General features: G+C 70.3%; 14 protein-coding genes. All 14 read right to left on the reverse strand.

The window, feature by feature from the left end:
• Positions 1 to 47 precede the first annotated feature (47 nt).
• On the reverse strand, positions 48 to 1,097 hold the full coding sequence (locus M1203_RS01425; RefSeq protein ID WP_249947583.1) for a sugar phosphate isomerase/epimerase: 1,050 nt from the start codon (positions 1,095 to 1,097) through the stop codon (positions 48 to 50).
• A gap of 16 nt (positions 1,098 to 1,113) precedes the next feature.
• Positions 1,114 to 2,526 (reverse strand): nucleotide pyrophosphatase/phosphodiesterase family protein, encoded by a 1,413-nt coding sequence (locus M1203_RS01430; RefSeq protein ID WP_249947584.1) that lies wholly within the window; start codon positions 2,524 to 2,526, stop codon positions 1,114 to 1,116.
• Complete coding sequence (gene eboE, locus M1203_RS01435; RefSeq protein ID WP_249947585.1) at positions 2,523 to 3,692, reverse strand: metabolite traffic protein EboE; 1,170 nt, start codon at positions 3,690 to 3,692, stop codon at positions 2,523 to 2,525. The genes M1203_RS01430 and eboE overlap by 4 nt, the downstream gene beginning before the upstream one ends.
• A 4-nt stretch (positions 3,693 to 3,696) precedes the next feature.
• Positions 3,697 to 4,545, reverse strand: a complete 849-nt coding sequence (locus M1203_RS01440) for a TatD family hydrolase (protein WP_249947586.1) — start codon at positions 4,543 to 4,545, stop codon at positions 3,697 to 3,699.
• The gene (locus M1203_RS01445; RefSeq protein WP_249947587.1) at positions 4,545 to 5,150 is read right to left on the reverse strand and encodes an EboA domain-containing protein; all 606 of its coding nucleotides are present in this window, start codon (positions 5,148 to 5,150) and stop codon (positions 4,545 to 4,547) included. Before M1203_RS01445 ends, M1203_RS01440 begins: the two co-directional genes overlap by 1 nt.
• Positions 5,150 to 5,992 (reverse strand): sugar phosphate isomerase/epimerase, encoded by an 843-nt coding sequence (locus tag M1203_RS01450; RefSeq protein WP_249947588.1) that lies wholly within the window; start codon positions 5,990 to 5,992, stop codon positions 5,150 to 5,152. Before M1203_RS01450 ends, M1203_RS01445 begins: the two co-directional genes overlap by 1 nt.
• Positions 5,989 to 7,116, reverse strand: coding sequence for an SCO3242 family prenyltransferase (locus M1203_RS01455; protein ID WP_374401421.1), 1,128 nt, complete (start codon positions 7,114 to 7,116; stop codon positions 5,989 to 5,991). Before M1203_RS01455 ends, M1203_RS01450 begins: the two co-directional genes overlap by 4 nt.
• Positions 7,113 to 8,264, reverse strand: a complete 1,152-nt coding sequence (locus M1203_RS01460) for an inositol-3-phosphate synthase (RefSeq protein WP_249947589.1) — start codon at positions 8,262 to 8,264, stop codon at positions 7,113 to 7,115. The genes M1203_RS01455 and M1203_RS01460 overlap by 4 nt, the downstream gene beginning before the upstream one ends.
• A gap of 123 nt (positions 8,265 to 8,387) precedes the next feature.
• Positions 8,388 to 12,068, reverse strand: a complete 3,681-nt coding sequence (locus M1203_RS01465) for a ThuA domain-containing protein (protein WP_249947590.1) — start codon at positions 12,066 to 12,068, stop codon at positions 8,388 to 8,390.
• 367 nt (positions 12,069 to 12,435) lie between these two features.
• Entirely contained in the window at positions 12,436 to 13,440 is a 1,005-nt protein-coding gene (locus tag M1203_RS01470; protein WP_249947591.1) for a sugar phosphate isomerase/epimerase, read from the reverse strand.
• A 26-nt stretch (positions 13,441 to 13,466) separates the two neighbouring features.
• Complete coding sequence (locus M1203_RS01475) at positions 13,467 to 14,678, reverse strand: Gfo/Idh/MocA family protein (RefSeq protein WP_249947592.1); 1,212 nt, start codon at positions 14,676 to 14,678, stop codon at positions 13,467 to 13,469.
• A gap of 50 nt (positions 14,679 to 14,728) precedes the next feature.
• Complete coding sequence (locus M1203_RS01480) at positions 14,729 to 15,766, reverse strand: substrate-binding domain-containing protein (RefSeq protein ID WP_249947593.1); 1,038 nt, start codon at positions 15,764 to 15,766, stop codon at positions 14,729 to 14,731.
• Between the two features lie 56 nt (positions 15,767 to 15,822).
• A complete protein-coding gene (locus M1203_RS01485) occupies positions 15,823 to 16,899 on the reverse strand; it encodes an ABC transporter permease (RefSeq protein ID WP_249947594.1) in 1,077 nt (358 codons plus the stop codon).
• Positions 16,896 to 18,440: a sugar ABC transporter ATP-binding protein gene (locus tag M1203_RS01490; RefSeq protein WP_374401428.1), complete on the reverse strand. Its 1,545-nt coding sequence runs from the start codon at positions 18,438 to 18,440 to the stop codon at positions 16,896 to 16,898. Before M1203_RS01490 ends, M1203_RS01485 begins: the two co-directional genes overlap by 4 nt.
• Positions 18,441 to 18,656: the final 216 nt, after the last annotated feature.

Raw genomic sequence — 18,656 nt, forward strand, 5'->3', positions numbered from 1 at the left:
GGGCCGTCACACTGACAGCCGTCACACTGACATACGTGCCTCAGGAACTAACGGCGTTCGCGCAGGGAGTGCAGATGCGCGGACGACTTCTTGGCGAAGAGGATGGAGTCCACCGGCTGGTCGTGCTCCACCTGCCAGTGGTGGTCACGGCGTCCGCCGCGGGTCTTGTTCACCGCCGATATGAAGCGCTGGTAGTCGATGTCACCGTCACCGACGTCCACCATGCGGTAGCCGTCGCGGGCCGCGATGTCCTCGACGCCGTCCTTCACATGGAAGAGCGGGTAGCGGTGCGGCTGCTTGAGCACATAGCGCAGCGGGTCGAAGGGCGCGGGCTTGCCCTCGGGGGTCTTGCTGAAGCGGAACTGCCCCGCGAACGCCCAGTAGATGTCCATCTCCAGATAGACCAGGCTGGGGTCGGTCTCGGCCAGCAGTACGTCGTAGAGCCGGACGTTGGGCTGGTCGCTGGCGAAGGAGAACTCCTCCGCGTGGTTGTGCTGGTAGAACTTCATGCCACGCCGCTTGGCCGCGGCGCCATAGGTGTTGAAGTCCGCGGCGGCCCGCTTCCAGCCGTCCACGGTCGAGCCGTAGCGCCAGGGGCCCGACGCCGTACCGATGTGGTCAAGACCCAGCTCCTGGGCGTCGTCCAGGACCTTGGTGAGGTTCTGGGCGAAGCTGTAGGCGTTGGGGTTGTTGTCGTCGTAATAGTTGACATGGCTGCCGATGCCCTTGAGGCCATGGTCCTTGGCCAGCCGCTTGAGCTGGGGCAGGGTGATCGCGCCCGCGGATCCCTGGGTGTATCCGGCGAACTCGACCTCGTCGTAGCCGAAGCGCTCCAGCTCCTCGAAGACCTTCGCGAAACCGATCGTGGAGACCTTGTCACGCAGTGAGTAGAGCTGGATGCCGAGCCGGCCGGGGGGCAGGACGGGCTGGCCGTGTCCATGGCCGTGTCCATGACCGTGACCGTTGCCCTGGGCGGCGGCGGGGGTCGCCGAGGCGCCGAGGACGGCGGCGGCGGTCGCGCCCGCGGCGACGCCGAGCATATTGCGTCTGCTCAGCTTCTGGGCGAGCTCTGGGTCGGCTGACTTCTTGCGGCTCATTGCGGAACTCCTTCGTTCAGTGCAGTCCGGCAAGCTGGAGGAGAAGGGATTTGACGTCGGTGGCCGCGACCCGGTCACCGACAGCGCGGGGGGTGGAGCACAGGATGAGCGGACCTTCGTCGTCGCTCTTCGGCAGCCGGCCATGGCTGCCGCGGATGGGCGAGGCGTCCAGCGGGACGACCGCGAGGCGGTAGCGCATACCGAGCTTCTTGCGGGCGATCGCCTTGGCCGCCTTGAGGCGCACGTAGGGATCGTGAGGGTCCATGAACAGCTCGACGGGGTCATAACCCGGTTTGCGGTGGATCTCGACGAGCTGGGCGAAGTCGGGGGCCCGGTCGTCGTCGAGCCAGTAGTAGTACGTGAACCACGCGTCGGGCTCGGCGATGGCGACCAGCTCACCCGAGCGTGGATGGTCCAGGCCGTGTGCCTTCTTGCCCTCGTCGTCCAGGAGTTCGTCGATCCCGGGGAGATCCTTCAGCGCCTCGCGCGTGGCGTCAAGGTCCTCGGGGCGGCGTACGTAGACATGGGCGAGCTGGTGGTCCGAGACGGCGAAGGCCCGGGAGGCCATCGGGTCGAGATACTCCATGCCGTCCTGGGTGTGCACCTCAAGGAGCCCGGCCCTGCGCAGGGCCCGGTTGATGTCGACAGGCCGTGAGACACGCGTGATGCCGTACTCGGAGAGCGCGACGACCGTACGGCCCTCCGCCCTGGCGTCGTCCAGCAGCGGGGCCATGGCGGTGTCGAGATCGGTCGCCGCCCGGTGCGAGCGTGGATCGTCGGGGCCGTAGCGCTGGAGGTCGTAGTCGAGATGCGGCAGATAGCAGAGCGCCAGATCGGGCCGCCGGGTGGTGACGATATGACGGGTGGCGTCGATGATCCACTGCGAGGAGACGAGATCGGCGCCGGGTCCCCAGAAGTGGAAGAGGGGGAACGTACCGAGCTTCTCGGTGAGTTCGTCGTGCAGCGCGGGCGGACGGGTGTAGCAGTCGGGTTCCTTGCGGCCGTCCGCGTAGTAGACGGGGCGCGGGGTGACCGTGTAGTCGGTGTCCGCGCCCATCGCGTACCACCAGCAGATGTTGGCGACCGTATAGCCGGGGTGCGCGCGGCGCGCGGCGTCCCAGAGCTTGTCGCCGGAGACAAGGCCGTTGTGCTGGCGCCAGAGCAGCACATCGCCCAGCTCGCGGAAGTACCAGCCGTTGCCGACGATGCCGTGCTCGGCGGGGAGCGCCCCGGTGAGGAAGGTGGACTGCGCGCTACAGGTGACGGCGGGCAGCACCGTGGAGAGCGGTGCCTGGGAGCCGGACGCCGCCAGCTTGCGCAGGTTCGGCATATGGGCGAGCAGCTGGGGCGTGAGCCCGACGACATCGAGAACCAGCAGCGGGTTCGGGTCCCGGGTCTCGGCCGGCGTCTCGGCCTGGGTCTCGGTCATGGCAGCTCCTTCAGACCGAGGTCGGTCAACAGGTCTCGGGCCAGGGTGAGTTCGGCGGCGATCCCGTCGGCGAGCTGTCCGCGCGAACGGGGGCGCAGCTCCTGCGGCAGCGCCTGCCAGGTGTAGGTCTCGACCTCCAGATGGCGGGTGCGCGGATGCGGTCCGCCGACGAGCCGGGCCAGGGTGTCCCGGAGCACCGGGAGGGTGGAGGCGAGCGGCGGGGCGGGCGGCGCGTGCAGCGGGACATGGAAGTGCGCGCGCCAGGGGGCACTGTCGGGCAGCACACCGCCGGCCAGCGCCTCGTCCAGATCGTCCGTACCGCGCAGCCCGGCGGCCGTGCGGGTACGGGTCTGGTGCAGGAAGCGGGGCTCGGCGAAGGAGGCCAGCGCCTCCCGTACCTCCGGCAGATGTGGCTGCTCGGCGTGCAGGGCGGCGGACAGCTGGGCCTTGGGGATGGCGATGTGCGCGGCCTCCAGGGCGCCGAGCGCGCCGGCCGGGTCCTCGAAGGAGGTGGCGAGATGACAGGTGTCGATACAGATGCCGATGCGGTCACCGGCGATGGCGGTGAGCGGGCCGATCGCGTCGGCGGTGGTCTCGACGGTGCAGCCGGGCTCCGGTTCCAGCGCGATCCTGATGGACTTGCCGGTCAGCTCCTCCAGTGCGTCCAGTCGCTCGGAGAGCGAGGCCAGCGCCTGCTGAGCGGTACGGGCCGCGGCGTCGTCCCAGGGGGTGCGCCAGCCGAGCGGGAGGGTGGAGACGGAGCCCTCGGTGACATCGTCGGGCAGCAGCGCGGCCAGCAGCCGGGCCAGATCGCTGGTGTGGGCGAGCCGCTCGGGATCGGTCCAGTCCGGCTTGTACACGCGGTACTTGACCTCTTCGGCGCCGAAGCCCTCGTACGGGAAGCCGTTGAGTGTGACGACCTCCAGACCGCGCCGGTCCAGTTCCGCGCGGAGCCCGCGCAGCACCGCCGGGTCGTTGATCAGGGCCTGGGCGGCGTCCTTGGCGAGCCAGAGGCCGATGCCGAGGCGGTCCCGGCCGAGGCGTCTGCGTACCGGCTCGCAGTGGTCGCGCAGTTGGGCGAGTACGCCGTCAAGGTTCTCGGCGGGGTGGACATTGGTGCAGTACGAGAGGTGGACGGTGGAGCCGTCGGGGTGGCGGAAGCGCATGCTCTCACTCCCCTCCGCGCAGAATGGAGTTGCCCTCGTGCAGGGCCTCGGGCGCGGGGACGTCCAGCTGGAGTCTGCCGCTGAGCCCGTAGAAGGCGACGGGGTTGCGCCACAGGACCTGGTCGACATCGTCCTCGCCGAACCCGGCGGCGAGCATCGCGTCGGCGACCTTGCGGGTCTTGAGCGGATCGCTGTTGCCCCAGTCCGCCGCCGAGTTGACGAGTACCTTCTCGGTGCCGTGCTCCTTGAGGACGGCGACCATCCGGGCCTCGTCCATCTTGGTGTCCGGATAGATCGAGAAGCCCAGCCAACTACCGCTCTGAGCTGCGTCCTTGACGGTCGTCTCGTTGAGATGGTCGAGCAGCACCCGGTCCGGGGCGAGCGCGGATTCCCGTACGACGTCGATGGTACGGCGCAGCCCCGACAGCTTGTCCCGGTGCGGGGTGTGGACGAGCGCGGGCAGCCCGTGATCGGCGGCGAGCTGCAACTGGGCGGCCAGCGCGGTGTCCTCGGCCGGGGTCATCGAGTCGTAGCCGATCTCGCCGACGGCGACGACACCGTCCTTGACCAGATAGCGCGGCAGTTCGTCGAGGACGGGGGTGCAGCGCGGGTCGTTCGCCTCCTTGGGGTTGAGGGCCAGCGTGCAGTGGTGGGCGATGCCGTACTGGGCGGCGCGGAACGGCTCCCAGCCGAGCAGCGCGTCGAAGTAGTCGAAGAAGCTCTCGGGTGAGGTGCGGGGCTGGCCGAGCCAGAAGGACGGCTCGACCAGGGCGCGGACACCGGAGTCGTACATCGCCCGGTAGTCGTCCGTGGTGCGGGAGGTCATATGGATGTGGGGGTCGAAGATGCGCATCAGGACTCCTCGCCGGTCAGGGTCAACGCATGGTGCAGGTCCGCGGGTACGGGACGGCCGGCGGCGGTGCGCTCCGCCGCGAAGTCGGCGAGCATCCTGGCCAGTTCGGTGTCTCCGTGGGCGCGTGCGGCCAGGCCCGCGACGGCGTCGACCGGCACGCCGGTGAAGAGGCACTTGAGGACGGCGTGCCGCCAGGCGTGGGGGTCGAGATGGGCGGCGGCGTACGGGCCGACGGCGGCGGCGACCAGCCGGGTGTCATTGGTCCGCAGCGCGTCCTCGACCAGTGGCAGCGCGCCGGGTCCCGTGACCCGGTGGGGCAGGGCGAGCAGGACGGCACGCCGCTCGGCGGCGGTGCCCCGCTGGTAGAGCCGGGTCAGGGTGGCGAGCCCGGCGCCCGCTTCCTGGAGCAGCAGGGTGCGTACGGCGTCGACGGTGTCCGTGGCGGGGCCGCAGTGCCGACCGGCGGCGGCGAAGCGCAGCTCCCAGGGGGCGGCGGCAACGTTGTCGGCGTCATGGGCGGCGGTGGCCTCGGCGAGGGCGTCGTCGAGCCAGGACCTGGCGGGCGCGTCGAGCCTGAGGAGAAGTTCCTCGCGGGTGGGAGTCATCAGGACACCCCCTGGGCGCGCAGGAAGTCCAGGGAGGTGCGGGCCAGTTCGGGCCCGGCGTGGGAGTGGCGGGGCAGTTCCACCACGGTCAGGCCCTCGTAACCGGTCGCGGCCAGCGCGGCGAGCACGGGCGGGAAGTCGATCTCGCCGTCCCCGAACGGCAGATGCTCATGCACACCGCGCCGCATGTCCTCGATCTGCACATGCCGCAGCCAGGGCGCGGCGTCCCGTACGCAGTCGGCGGGCGACGCGGACTCCAGGCACTGGCAGTGGCCGATGTCGAGGGTGAGCCCGAGTGGTTCCGGGTCGCCGAGCAGATGTCTGAGCCGGTGGAACCCCGCGATGTCCGAGACGAGATGGCCGGGTTCGGGTTCGACGGCGAGGGGGATGTCGGCGGCCTCCGCCGCGTCGAGTACCGGGCCCATCGCCTCTTCGAGCCGCTTCCAGGCGGTGTCGGTGTCGGTGGGGCCCGGGACGATCCCGCTGAAGCAGTGGACGGCGTGCGCGCCGAGGTCGGCGGCCACCCGAACGGCCGTGACCAGCAGGCGAGTACGGGCGGCGCGGTCGTCGGGGTCCGGGTCGAGCAGTGTGGGGCCATGCTTGCGGCGCGGGTCGAGTATGTAGCGGGCGCCGGTCTCGACGGTGACCCCGAGGCCCAGCTCCGCCAGCCGCCGGGCGACCCGCTGGGTGCGGGCGGTGAGATCGGGGGCCAGCGGGTCGAGATGCATATGGTCGAGGGTCAGCCCGACGCCGTCGTACCCGAGATCGGCGAGCAGTCCGAGGGCATCGTCGAGGCGCAGATCGGTGAGCCCGTTGGTGCCGTATCCGAAGCGCAGACTCATGTGGGACTCACTTTCCGTGCGAACGAGCGGGCCAGCGGTACGAGTCCCATGACGCCGAGCGCGACCCCGGCGGACCCGCCGCGCGCGGCCAGCGCGGCCTGGAGCGGGATCATCGCCCGGATGCCGCCGCCGACGGCGCGCTGGGTGAGCGGTGGCGACGGGTTGAGCGCGGCGTGCAGCAGGGGCCGCCCGGCGGTCCCCGCGTAGACGAGGGCGAGCGCCCCGGCGAGCGCGGGGCCGGCCTGGGGGCCGGCGGGGGCGGATCCTGTCCGCGGCCCCGCGCTCGTGGCCCGACGCAGGGCGTCCCGGACACCACCGCGCGACGCGCCTCCGGCCGCGGCGCCCAGCACGCCGGTGGCCACGAGCGCGGCGAGCGGCGCGGCCGTCGAACCGCCCTGCGCCTCGCGGCGCGAGACGGTGGTGACGGCGACGGTGTGCGCGCCGACGAGAGCGGCCGAGGGCAGTGCGGTACGGAGACCGGCCCAGCGGCCGGCGGCACGCACGGCACCGGCACCAGCTCCGGCGCCCACGCCCACGCCCACGCCCACGCCCACGATCGGCGCACGGCCATCCGTACGGGACGACGTGTGCGCGGGAGCGCCGGGCGTCGGGGACGACGAGGCGTGCACGGGCACCCGGGCCCGCGCTGCCGCCCGCTCACCCCCGCGTACCGTCGCCGTCGCGCCCAGCAGCACATCCAGCGCCCTGGCCGCGCCCATCGCCGCCGGGCCCGCCGCCGTGTGCTTCAGGCGCAGATCGTACGACCAGACCGTGGCCGCCAGGGCCGTGCCCACCGCCAGGGCCGGACGGCCCGCGCGGGCGGCGAGGGCGAGGCCCGCGGCCGTCAGAACACCGGCCGCCGCGAGGGCCGCCGGTGGGGAGATCCGGCCCGACGGGATGGGGCGGTGCGGGCGGTCGATCGCGTCTTCCTCGCGGTCCGCCCAGTCGTTGAGCGCCATCCCCGCCTCGTACAGGCAGAGCGAGGCGCCCGCGGCGAGCGCGGTGGAGCGGTTGGGGCGTACGCCGAGGGCCGCGGCCCCGGCCAGCGCGTCGCCCGGGACCGTGAACAGGGCCGAGACACGGAGCAGTTCGGCCCAGGCCCGCATACGTCCGCGCAGGCTCACCTGGTCTCCTTCAGCCGGTCGGCGAAGGCGAGCAGCTCGTCGAACTGTTCGGCGAGCGCGGCGGGACCGCCGTCCGGGTCCTTGAAGTAGAAGCCGAGTCCGGGCAGCGGCCCGCTCAGCCCGGCCTCGTGCGCGCGGGCCACCAGCCGGGCCAGGTCGAGTACGAGCGGCGCGGCGAGCGCCGAGTCGCAGCCCTGCCAGATGGTCTGGAGGATCATCCGCGAGCCGAGGAAGCCGTCGAACGCGATGTGGTCCCAGGCGGTCTTCCAGTCGCCGAGCGCCGGGACGTCGTCGATATGGACCTCGCCCTCGGGGGCCGTGCCGAGAGTGTCGGCCAGTACGCGTTCCTTGCCCGCGTTCTTGGCCGCCGCGGCTGCCGGGTCGGCCAGCGCCGCTCCGTCCCCGCCGCCCAGCAGGTTCGTACCCGACCAGGCCCGTACGGTCAGGGCGCGCTGGACGAACATGGGGGCGAGCACGGAACGGAGCAGCGTCTGGCCTGTCTTGCCGTCGCGGCCGGCGTGGGGAAGTCCGCCGGCCTCGGCGGCCGCCGTGAGGGCTTCGGTGCGCAGCCCGGTGGAGGGCGTGAAGTTGACATACGAGCAGCCGGCCCGGATCGCGGCCGCCGCGTAGAGTGAGCTGGCGGGGAGCCGTGGATCGTCCGGGGCGGGCTGGGGTTCGGTGGAGGAGACATTGATGACGACGGTGCGGGCGACGCCGGTGCGGCGCGCGAACTCCCGGAGGTCGTCGGCGAAGGAGTCGATGATCTCCTCGTCGCCCCTGGTGTCGCCCGGCTGGGGGCCGCCGGCCCGTATCTCCCGGTCGGCGGCGGCGAGTTCGGTGTGGATCGCGGTGGGCAGACCGTGCGGCAGAACGCCCGCCGCGGTCAGCGCCTCCGCGCGTTTGGGCAGCGGGCAGCTCGCCGTGTCGTGTCCGCCGAAGACGAGCGAGGAGAGCGCGGGGAGGCCCGTGCCCGCGAAGGGCGCGGTCTCGGTGACCATGCCCGTCGCGGGGTGGAGCCCGGCGGTGACCGCCGCGCATCCCGCGACGGCCGTCGTGGCGACGGAGCCGCGTGCTCCGACGAACCAGACTCCGGTGCGTACTGCGGTCGATTCGGTGCTGGTCGTCTTCGCGGGACTGGTCGTCGTCACGGGGCTGCCTCCCTGCCGGTGGTGTGCTGGTTGGTGGACGGCGGGCGGGGGGTACGGCGCCTCCCCGCCCGCCGCCGGCTGACGGGCCGCCCCGTCCCAGAGGCCTCTGGCTGCTAGAGGTCTCTAGGCGGCGGGCAGCTCCTTGAGCTGGATGTCACGGAAGGACACCTGGTCATCGGCGCCGTGGTTCTGCAGGCCGATGTAGCCGTCCTTGAGACTGCGCTCCGGGTCGGTGTTGGTGAAGTCGTTGATCTTCACGCCGTTGAGGAAGATCTGCAGACGCTCACCCTGGACCTTGATCTCGTAGTTGTTCCACTGGCCCGGGGGCCGCAGAACCTGGTCCCTGGCCTTGATGTTGGCCGACTTGAAGCCGTAGACGGAGCCGGTGGTGCGGTCGGCGGAGTCGGTGGCGTCGATCTGGATCTCGTACCCCTTGTTGACCGCGGACCACGGGTCGTCGGAGGCCGGGAAGCCCACGAAGACACCGGAGTTGTCGTCCCCGTCCATCTTCCAGTCCAGCTTCAGGGAGTAGGACTTCAGCTCCTTGGCCTGGTACCACAGCAGACCCATGCCGCCCTCCGTGCGCAGTTCACCGTCCACGACGTTGAACTTGCCCGGTCCGGCCTGCTTCCAGCCCTCCAGGGTCTTGCCGTTGAAGAGATCCCGGTAGCCCGTCTTGGGCTTGCAGTCCGCCTTCACCTGGCCGGCCGCGTACCGCAGTCCGCCGAGCAGGTGCTGGCGGAAGGCGTCGTCCGCGTACGACTCCTTGGTGTGGCCGCCGCCGGTGTAGAAGGCACGGCCGCCCTCGTACGTCTGGCACCAGGCGATCGGGTGGTCGCCCTTCATGTTGCCGCCCTGGTAGGTGGTCTCGTCCAGGGTGGCGAGGACGCGGGCCTGATCCCGGGGGTTGGTGCGGTAGTTGTACCACTCGTCGGTGCGCTGCCACTCGTCGCCCAGGTGGGCGGTCGACGGGTGGTCATGGTCCTCGACGCGTACGGTGGCCGGCTGGATCTGCGGGTGGGAGTCGAAGTAGGCCCCCACCAGACCGCCGTAGAAGGACCAGTCGTACTCGGTGTCCGCCGCGGCGTGCACGCCCATGTAGCCGCCGCCGGTGGCGACATAGTTCTCGAACGCCTTCTGCTGGTCGGCGTTGAGGACATCACCGGTGGTGGAGAGGAAGACCACCGCGTCGTACCTGGCCAGGTTGTTGGTGGTGAACTGGCCGGCCGCCTCGGTGGCGTCGACGGTGATCCCGGTGGTCTTGCCGAGCTCCTTGAGCGCGGCGATGCCCGCGGGGATCGAGTCGTGGCGGAAGCCGCCGGTCTTGGAGAAGACCAGGACCCGCTTCTCGGTCTTGCCCGGTACGGCCGTGGAGAGCTCGAAGTCGTCCAGGTCGAACAGCGCGCCGGCGCCGCCCTTGAAGACCAGGAACAGCTCGGTGGTCTGCTTGGGTACGGAACGCAGCGGTACGTCGATGTCCTGGAAGGTCTCCCAGCCGCCGGTGACCGGGATCGGCGCGGAGCCGAGCAGGTTGCCGGTGGCCGAGCCGGTGCGCACCTCGAGGAATCCGCCGGCGCCGCCGGAGGAGATCCGGGCGGTGAGCGTCTTGGACCCGGTCAGGTTGTACGGCTTGAAGGAGATCCAGTCACCGTTGTCGATGTCTCCGACGGTCTTGCCGCCGTTGGCCGGTGCCTTGTCGTAGATCTTGATACCGGAGGAGGCGTTGAAGTGCTCGGCCTGCCGGTGGCGCGGCTGGAGCTGCGCCTGGTCGTGCGTGGTGAGCGCGGCCTGGCCGCCGCCTCCGCCGTCGGTGTACTCGGCGTCGATCACACCGAAGATATTGGCGTTGGGGTCGTGCTCGGTGTCGGCGGGCGCGGTGATGGTGCCCTCACAGCCGTTGGCCGAGGTGATCGGGTGGCCGTGGCTGTCATGGCCGAGGATGTAACGGACGATGACCTTGGAGCAGTCGATCGGCCCGTCCTCCGGGTCGGTGACCTTCACCTTGAAGGGGACGGTGTCCCCGAAGTTGAAGAGGTGCCCGTCATTGGGGAGTTCGAGCGTCACCTTCGGCGCGGTGTTGCCGACGACGATCCGGACGGACGCGCTCGCGGTGCGCTCGGTCGGGTCGGTGACGGTGAGCCGCGCGGTGTAGGTGCCGTTCTTCTTGTACGTGTACGAGGGGTTGGCCTCGGTCGAGGTGCCGCCGTCGCCGAAGTCCCACGCGTAGGTGAGGGCGTCGCCGTCGGGGTCCTGGGTGCCCGCGGAGGAGAAGGTGACCTTCAGCGGGGACTTGCCCGACGTCTTGGTGGCGGCAGCCTCGGCGATCGGCGACTTGCCGCCCGTCGAGTTCTCGATGCGGTAGAGCGCGGAGTGCTCGTCGCCGCCGAACCAGGACAGGCCGTAGTCGAGTACGTAGAGCGCGCCGTCGGGGCCGAACTCCATGTCCATGGGCTGGGTGCCGGACCACGGGAACGGGTTGATGCTGTTGACGGTGCCGTCCTCGCCCTGCTCGATCCGCTTGATCCACTGGCGGCCGAACTCACCGGCGAAGAAGTCCCCGTCGTACTCCTCGGGGAACTTGACCGGGGAGTCGAGGTCGGCGTCGTAGCGGTAGACCGGTCCGGCCATCGGGGACTCGGAGCCGGTGCCGAACTCGGGCACGCTGCCCCCGTCGTACGGGATCCAGGCGGGCTGGGCCGGCGGCAGGTCGGTGAGGCCCGTGTTGTGCGGCGACGTGTTCTTGGGCGCCGCGCAGTCGAAGGCCGCGCCGGATGCCTTGGTGGCGAAGTCGTAGTCGATGAACGGGTCGTTGTCACCCGTGCAGTACGGCCATCCGAAGTTGCCCGCCTCGGTCACCCGGGCGAATTCGACCGTGCCGGACGGACCGCGGGTCGGGGACGCGGCGCCGGCGTCGGGTCCGTAGTCACCGACGTAGACGATGCCCGTCTTCTTGTCGACGGAGATACGGAAGGGGTTGCGGAAGCCCATGGCGTAGATCTCGGGCCGGGTCTTCTCGGTGCCCGGGGCGAAGAGGTTGCCCTCGGGGATGGTGTACGAGCCGTCCTCGGCGACCTTGATGCGCAGCACCTTGCCGCGCAGGTCATTGGTGTTGCCGGAGGAGCGCTGGGCGTCGAACGCCGGGTTGCGGTCGGGCCGCTCGTCGATCGGCGTGTAGCCGTCGGAGGCGAACGGGTTGGTGTCGTCGCCGGTGGACAGATACAGATTGCCGTCCGCGTCGAAGGCTATGTCGCCGCCCACGTGGCAGCAGGTGCCGCGCGAGGTGGTGACATCGAGGACCTTCTTCTCGCTCGCCTTGTTGAGCGTGCCGTCCTCGTTCAGGGTGAACCGGGAGAGGCGGTTGTATCCGTCGAACGGGGCGAAGTCCGCCGCCGTGCCGTTCTCGGGGGCGTCGCCCGCCGGGGTGTCCAGCTTGGGCGCGTAGAAGAGGTAGATGGCCCGGTTCTCGGCGAAGTCGGGGTCGACCCCGACGCCCTGGAGACCCTCCTCGTCATGGCTGTAGACATCCAGCGTGCCGGAGACCATGGTGTCGCCGCCGGCGTCGGTGATGCGCAGCGTGCCGTCACGCGAGGTGTGCAGCACCCGCCGGTCGGGCAGGACCGCGAGCGACATGGGCTCGCCGACCGCGTCGGCGCCCTTCGCGAGCGTCACCTGCTGGAAGCTCTCTTCCGCGTGCGGCTCATCGGGGTGCGCGGCGGCGGGTACGGCGCTGAGGCTCGACCCTGCGAGCAGGGCGCCCGTCAGGAGGGCGAGGAAGGTTCTGGCTCTGGGGCGTTTTCTGTGCACGAAAGTCCTCCACAATGGGCTGTTCGTACGTGCGGGTTGCCAAGGGAGCGCGGAGGAGCGCTCTCGCCCCCCGGGGGCGGTGCTCGTCCTGCACCGGATCCCTGGGGGGAGGTGGCTGTGTCACCGACGTGCGCCGTCACATCGGAGACCACCTGTGTCCTGTACTTATGTCGTGTACCTATGTCCTGTACATCTCAGTGGACCGTAGCTGTGTTCGTCCGGTACCGAAAGACCTTGCGCAGAGGAGAAGTTGCCTTTTTCCTCCCTCAGGACAAAGCCCTTTCCGGGCAGGCCGGACCGCCCGGCGGCGAGGTCCGCCACCGGGCTGCCCAGCCCTCTCCCCGGAGCCCGATCCGGGGAGAGGCAGCTACTCCCCGCCCCCGAAGGCCGCGTCGAAGGACGCGGTCGGCGGGTCGAAGTCGAAGCGCTTGAGGTCCGCCAGGGCCTCGGGGGCACCGGCCAGCCGGTCCATGCCCGCGTCCTCCCACTCGACCGAGATGGGGCCCTCGTACTTGATCGACCGCAGCATCCGGAAGACGTCCTCCCACGGGACATCTCCGTGGCCCGCCGAGACGAAGTCCCAGCCGCGCCGCGGATCGCCCCAGGGCAGATGCGAACCGAGCCGGCCGTTACGGCCGTCGAGGCGCTTACGGGCCTCCTTGCAGTCGACGTGGTAGATCCGGTCCCGGAAGTCGTAGAGGAAGTTGACCGGGTCCAGGTCCTGCCAGACGAAGTGGCTCGGGTCGAAGTTCAGCCCGAACGCGGCCCGGTGGCCGACCGCTTCCAGCGCTTGGTGCGTGGTCCAGTAGTCGTACGCGATCTCGCCGGGGTGCACCTCATGGGCGTAGCGCACACCCTCGGCGTCGAAGACGTCGAGGATCGGGTTCCAGCGCTCCGCGAAGTCCTCGTACCCCCGCTCGATCATGCCGGGCGGCACCGGCGGGAACATCGCCAGCAGATGCCAGATGGACGAGCCGGTGAAGCCGATGACCGTATTGACCCCGAAGGCCGCGGCGGCCCTCGCGGTGTCCTTGATCTCGGCGGCGGCGCGCTGCCTGACGCCCTCGGGATCGCCGTCCCCGAAGATCCGGGACGGCAGGATGCCCTGGTGGCGTTCGTCGATGATGCTGTCGCAGACCGCCTGGCTCACCAAGTGGTTGGAGATGGCCCAGCACTTGAGCCCGTACTTGTCGAGCAGCTGGTGGCGGCCGTCCAGATAGCCCGGATCCGCGAGTGCTTTGTCGACTTCGAAGTGATCTCCCCAGCAGGCGAGTTCCAGCCCGTCGTAACCGAAGTCACGGGCGAGCCGGCACACCTCCTCCAGGGGCAGATCGGCCCACTGGCCGGTGAACAGCGTGAACGGACGTGGCATTCGGACCTCCTCCTCGATGTGATGACCTAAGGCTGCGGCACAGGCGTGTACACGGCGTTCTTCGCCGCGCTGTCCTCCACCGCGGCGAGCACCCGCTGCACCTGGAGTCCGTCCGCGAAGGACGGCACCGGATCGGTCCCGGCGGCGACCGCCTCGACCAGATCGCGGGCCTGGTGGACGAAGGTGTGCTCGTAGCCGAGCGCGTGGCCGGGCGGCCACCACGCCTCCAGATAGGGATGTTCCGGCTCCGTGACCAGGATCCGGCGGAAGCCGGAGGAGGCGGCGGGCTCGGTGTGGTCGTGGAACGACAGCTCGTTGAGGCGCTCCAGATCGAAGGCGAGCGAGCCGTGCTCACCGTTGATCTCCAGTTGGAGCGCGTTCTTGCGTCCCGAGGCCATTCGGGTGGCCTCGAAGGAGGCCAGCGCGCCCGAGGCGAGCCGGCCGGTGAACAGCGCCGCGTCGTCCACGGTCACCGGGCCCGTCTCGCTGCCCGCGGTCCCCGAGAGACCGGCGGTCGCCCCGCTGAGTACGGGCCGCTCCTTGACGAAGGTCTCCGCGAGCGCCGAGACCCCGACCAGCCGCTCGCCCGTCAGGAACTGCGCCAGGTCGACGATGTGCGCCCCCAGGTCGCCGAGCGCCCCGGACCCCGCGCGCTCGCGCATGAGCCGCCAGGTGAGCGGGGCGGCAGGATCGGCCAGCCAGTCCTGGAGATAGGTGACCCGGACATGGCGCAGGGTACCGAGCCTGCCCTCCGCGATGAGCTGCCTGGCGTACGAGATGGCGGGCACCCGGCGGTAGTTGAAGCCGACCATGGCCAGCTGACCGCGCGACCTGGCGTCGGCCGCGGCCCTGACCATGGCCTCGGCCTCGGCCACCGAGTTGGCGAGGGGCTTCTCGCACAGGACGTGCTTGCCCGCCTCCAGTGCGGCGATGGCGATCTCCGCGTGGCTGTCCCCAGGGGTGCAGATATCCACCACCTGCACGTCGTCGCGCGCGATGAGCCGCCGCCAGTCGGTCTCGGCCGCGGCCCAGCCGTGTCTGTCCGCCGCGGCGCGGACCGCGTCCGCGTCACGGCCGCAGATGGCGGCGAGCACGGGGCGCATCGGCAGATCGAAGACGTGTCCCGCCGTGCGCCACCCCTGTGAGTGTGCGGCGCCCATGAACGCGTATCCGACCATGCCGATGCCGAGTGTCGGTGGTGCACCGGCTTCTTTCTCCGACGCTTCCCTGGGGGTCATACGGAGTACTCCTCGTCTCTCGCTGGTGGGGGCGGCCATGACTGGACCGGTCAGCTGAAGCCCTGAGGCAGGTAGTCGTCGATGTTCGTCTTGTCGACCACGGCCGAGAACAGCGTGACCTGGGCCGGGATCTCCAGCCCGGACAGACCGCTGATGCCCTTGCTCTGTCCGAGAGCGCGGGCCAGGTCGATGGCGGACGCGGCCATGATCGGCGGGTAGAGGACGGTGGCCTTGAGCACACCGTTGTCCGCCTTGATCGCGTCCATCGCGGCCTTGGCACCGGCCCCGCCGACCATCAGGAAGCCGTCGCGGCCCGCCTGGTCGATGGCGCGCAGGGCGCCCACGCCCTGGTCGTCGTCGTGGTTCCAGAGGGCGTCGAAGCTGGACTGCGCCTGGAGCAGCTGGGCCATCTTGGCCTGGCCGGACTCGACGGTGAAGTCGGCGGCCTGGCGCGCGACCTTCTTGATGTTCGGGTAGTTCTTGAGGGCGTCGTCGAAGCCCTGGGTGCGCTGCTGGGTCAGCTCCAGGCTGTCGGGCCCGGACAGCTCGATGACCTTCGCGTCGGGCTTGTCCTTGAGCTTCTCGCCGATGTAGTTGCCGGCGTTGAGACCCATGCCGTAGTTGTCGCCGCCGACCCAGCAGCGGTACGCCTGCGGGGAGGCGAAGATGCGGTCCAGGTTGATGACCGGGATCCCGGCGCGCATGGCCTTCAGCCCGACCTGGGTGAGCGCCTTGCCGTCGGCCGGCAGGATCACCAGGACGTCGACCTTCTTGTTGATCAGGGTCTCGACCTGGCCGATCTGGGCGGCGGTGTCGTTGGAGCCCTCGGTGATGTCGAGCGTCACATCGGAGTAGGTCTCCGCGCGCGACTTGGCGTTCTCGTTGATGGCGTTGAGCCAGCCGTGGTCGGCCTGGGGGCCGGCGAAGCCGATGGTGACGGGCTTGCCCGGCTTGTCGTCGGCGGCGGGCTGGTCGTTGGCCGCGGGCTCCTTCTTCGCCGGCTCGTTGCTGGTGCAGGCGGTGAGGAAAGCACCAGCGCCGATGGCGGCGGTGCCGAAGAGCATTCCTCTGCGGCTGGTTTCTGGCATGACGGTTCAACCCTTCAGGTAGGGCGGTACGACAGTAAGCGGGTGCGAGACCGGAATCAGGACTCGCCGTTGCGCACGGTGCGGCGCTGGACCAGTACGGCGGCGACGATGATCGCGCCCTTGGCGATCTGCTGGACGTCGCTCTGCAGGTTGTTGAGGGCGAAGATGTTGGTGATCGTGGTGAAGACCAGAACACCGAGTACGGAGCCGACGATCGTGCCGCGGCCACCGCTGAGGAGGGTGCCGCCGATGATCGCCGCGGCGATGGCGTCCAGCTCGTAGAGGTTCCCGTTGGTGTTCTGGCCCGAGCCGGCCAGGACGATCAGCAGGAACGCCGCGATACCGCAGCACAGGCCGGAGAGCAGATACAGATAGAGCCGCTGCCTGCGTACGTCGATACCGGCGAGCCGCGCGGCCTCCGCGTTGCCCCCGACGGCGACGGTGCGCCGGCCGAAGGTCGTGCGGTTGAGGAGCAGCCAGCCGATGACCGTGACGGCCGCGAAGACCAGGACGAGCGGCGGGATGCCCAGGATGTACGAGTCACGGACGCCGAGGTCGAGGACCGAGTCCACGGTCACGATCTGGGTCTTGCCGTCGGTGATCTGGAGGGCCAGACCGCGGGCGGAGGCGAGCATCGCGAGAGTGGCGATGAACGGCACCATCCCGCCGTAGGCGATCAGCACGCCGTTGACCAGTCCGCAGGCCAGACCCACGATCACCGCGGTGAACAGGATGCCGGCGAACCCGTACTCCTGGGTGGCCAGTGTGGTCGCCCAGACGGACGCCAGTGCCACGATCGCGCCGACCGACAGATCGATCCCGCCGCTGGTGATCACGAACGTCATCCCGACGGTGACCACACCGATCACGGACGCCTGGGTGAGCACCAGTTGGAGGTTGTTGGTGTCCAGGAACTGATCGGGCTTGGTGATACCGCCGACGATGATCAGTGCGGCGAGCACCCCGAGCAGGGAGAGGTTACGGACGTCGAGCCGCAGCCCGAGGGCACGCCAACCGCCCTTCTCCTCCGTGGACTTGGCGGACGCGTGGGTCGTGGCGGGCGGCGTGGGCGGCTCGGGCGTGGCCGCCGCGTCGGGCCCGCCCTGCTGCGCCTCGGAGGCAGGCTGTTTCATGACGTCGGGCTCCCTTCCATCACAAGGTCGAGTACACGGTGCTCGTCGAGCTCCTGGGCGGGCGCCCGGTGGACGACCCGGCCCTCGCGGAGCACCAGCACCCGGTCGGCGAGGCCCAGGACTTCGGGGACCTCGCTGGAGACGAGCAGTACGGCAAGGCCCTCGTCGGCCAGCCGGCGGATCACGGCGTAGAGCTCGGCGCGGGCGCCGACGTCGACTCCGCGCGTCGGCTCGTCGAGCAGCAGCACCCGGCAGCCGCGCAGCAGCCAGCGGGCGAGGACCGCCTTCTGCTGGTTGCCGCCGGAGAGGGTACGGATACGGGCGTCCGGGTTGTCGGGACGCAGAGAGAGCTCCCTGGTGGCCTGCCGGGCCGCCGTCCGTTCCGCCGAGTGGTCGAGCCAGCCGGCCCGGGAGAAGCGCGACAGCGATGACACCGACACATTGCGGGTGACGGATTCGAGCATCAGCAGGCCCTGGGCCTTGCGCTCCTCGGGTGCGAGGCCGAGCCCCGCGCGGACGGCGGCGCGTACGCTGCCCGGTCGCAACGGGGTGCCGTCGACGAGCACCCGGCCCGCGGTGGCCTTGCGTGCCCCGTAGATCGTCTCCAGGATCTCGGAGCGGCCCGAGCCGACGAGTCCCGCGAGTCCGACGATCTCGCCGGGCCGCAGTTCGAGATCGACGGGGGCGAACTCCCCGTCCCTGGCCAGCCCTTCGACCTTCAGTACGGGCTCGGGCCGCGCCGCCCCCGCCGTGGCGGGTGCGGGCCGCTCGGGGAAGACGTACTCGACGTTCCGGCCGGTCATCAGCGCGACGACCTCGCGGGTCGGGGTCTCCTTCGCGGGCAGGGCGACGGCCACGGTCCGGCCGTCCTTGATGACGGTGACCCGGTCGCCGATGCGCCGGATCTCCTCCAGCCGGTGGGAGATATAGATGACGGCCACGCCGTCGGCGGTGAGGGTGTCGACGATACGGAAGAGGTTGTCGACCTCGTCGGGGTCGAGGGCCGCGGACGGCTCGTCCATCACGATGAGCCGTACCTCGTGCGAGAGGGCGCGGGCCATCGACACGATCTGCTGCTGCGCGGCGGAGAGCGAGCCGACGGGCCGGTGCGCCTGGATCTCGGGGTGGCCGAGCCGCTTGAGCAGCGCGGTCGCGCGGGTCCTCGCCTCCCGGCCCCTGACCACGAAGCCGGCGGTGGTGGGCTCGTGCCCGAGGAAGATGTTCTCGGCGACCGTCAGCCCCTCGACCAGGTCGAGTTCCTGGTAAATGGTCGCGATGCCGAGCCGCATGGCGGCGATGGGCGATTTCAGTGTGACGGCCTCGCCGCGCCAGGTGATCACACCGCCGTCGGGCTGATGGGCCCCGGCGAGCACCTTGATGAGGGTGGACTTGCCGGCGCCGTTCTGGCCGAGCAGGCAGTGGACCTCGCCCGCCTCGACCTCCAGGTCCACACCGTCGAGGGCGCGGACACCGGGGAAGAGCTTGGTGATGCCGGACATGGTGAGCAGAAGATTCTCGGGTGGTGCGAGTGTTGGTGCCATGGCGTATCCCCTCGGCGGATGCGGCCGTAGAGCGGGCAGGGCAGAAAGTGAACAAAAGGAAGAAGGCGGAACGGAGTTGGGCAGGGCGGAACCAGGTGCGGCGGAGCGGTGTTGGTACGTCGTACGGATGCGGCTCGTGCGACTGACGCGGCTCGTGCGGGTACTGCGGGTACGGGGTACTGCGGCTCGTGCGTACTGCGGCTCGTGCGTACTGCG

It is taken from the genome of Streptomyces sp. 35G-GA-8, assembly GCF_023534745.1.
Taxonomy (GTDB): Bacteria; Actinomycetota; Actinomycetes; order Streptomycetales; family Streptomycetaceae; genus Streptomyces.

Coding starts and splice junctions, on each gene's coding strand:
- M1203_RS01425 (WP_249947583.1), bottom strand. CDS start 1,097: ATGAGCCGCAAGAAGTCAGCCGACCCAGAGCTCGCCCAGAAGCTGAGC.
- M1203_RS01430 (WP_249947584.1), bottom strand. CDS start 2,526: ATGACCGAGACCCAGGCCGAGACGCCGGCCGAGACCCGGGACCCGAAC.
- eboE (WP_249947585.1), bottom strand. CDS start 3,692: ATGCGCTTCCGCCACCCCGACGGCTCCACCGTCCACCTCTCGTACTGC.
- M1203_RS01440 (WP_249947586.1), bottom strand. CDS start 4,545: ATGCGCATCTTCGACCCCCACATCCATATGACCTCCCGCACCACGGAC.
- M1203_RS01445 (WP_249947587.1), bottom strand. CDS start 5,150: ATGACTCCCACCCGCGAGGAACTTCTCCTCAGGCTCGACGCGCCCGCC.
- M1203_RS01450 (WP_249947588.1), bottom strand. CDS start 5,992: ATGAGTCTGCGCTTCGGATACGGCACCAACGGGCTCACCGATCTGCGC.
- M1203_RS01470 (WP_249947591.1), bottom strand. CDS start 13,440: ATGCCACGTCCGTTCACGCTGTTCACCGGCCAGTGGGCCGATCTGCCC.
- M1203_RS01475 (WP_249947592.1), bottom strand. CDS start 14,678: ATGACCCCCAGGGAAGCGTCGGAGAAAGAAGCCGGTGCACCACCGACA.
- M1203_RS01480 (WP_249947593.1), bottom strand. CDS start 15,766: ATGCCAGAAACCAGCCGCAGAGGAATGCTCTTCGGCACCGCCGCCATC.
- M1203_RS01485 (WP_249947594.1), bottom strand. CDS start 16,899: ATGAAACAGCCTGCCTCCGAGGCGCAGCAGGGCGGGCCCGACGCGGCG.
- M1203_RS01490 (WP_374401428.1), bottom strand. CDS start 18,440: ATGGCACCAACACTCGCACCACCCGAGAATCTTCTGCTCACCATGTCC.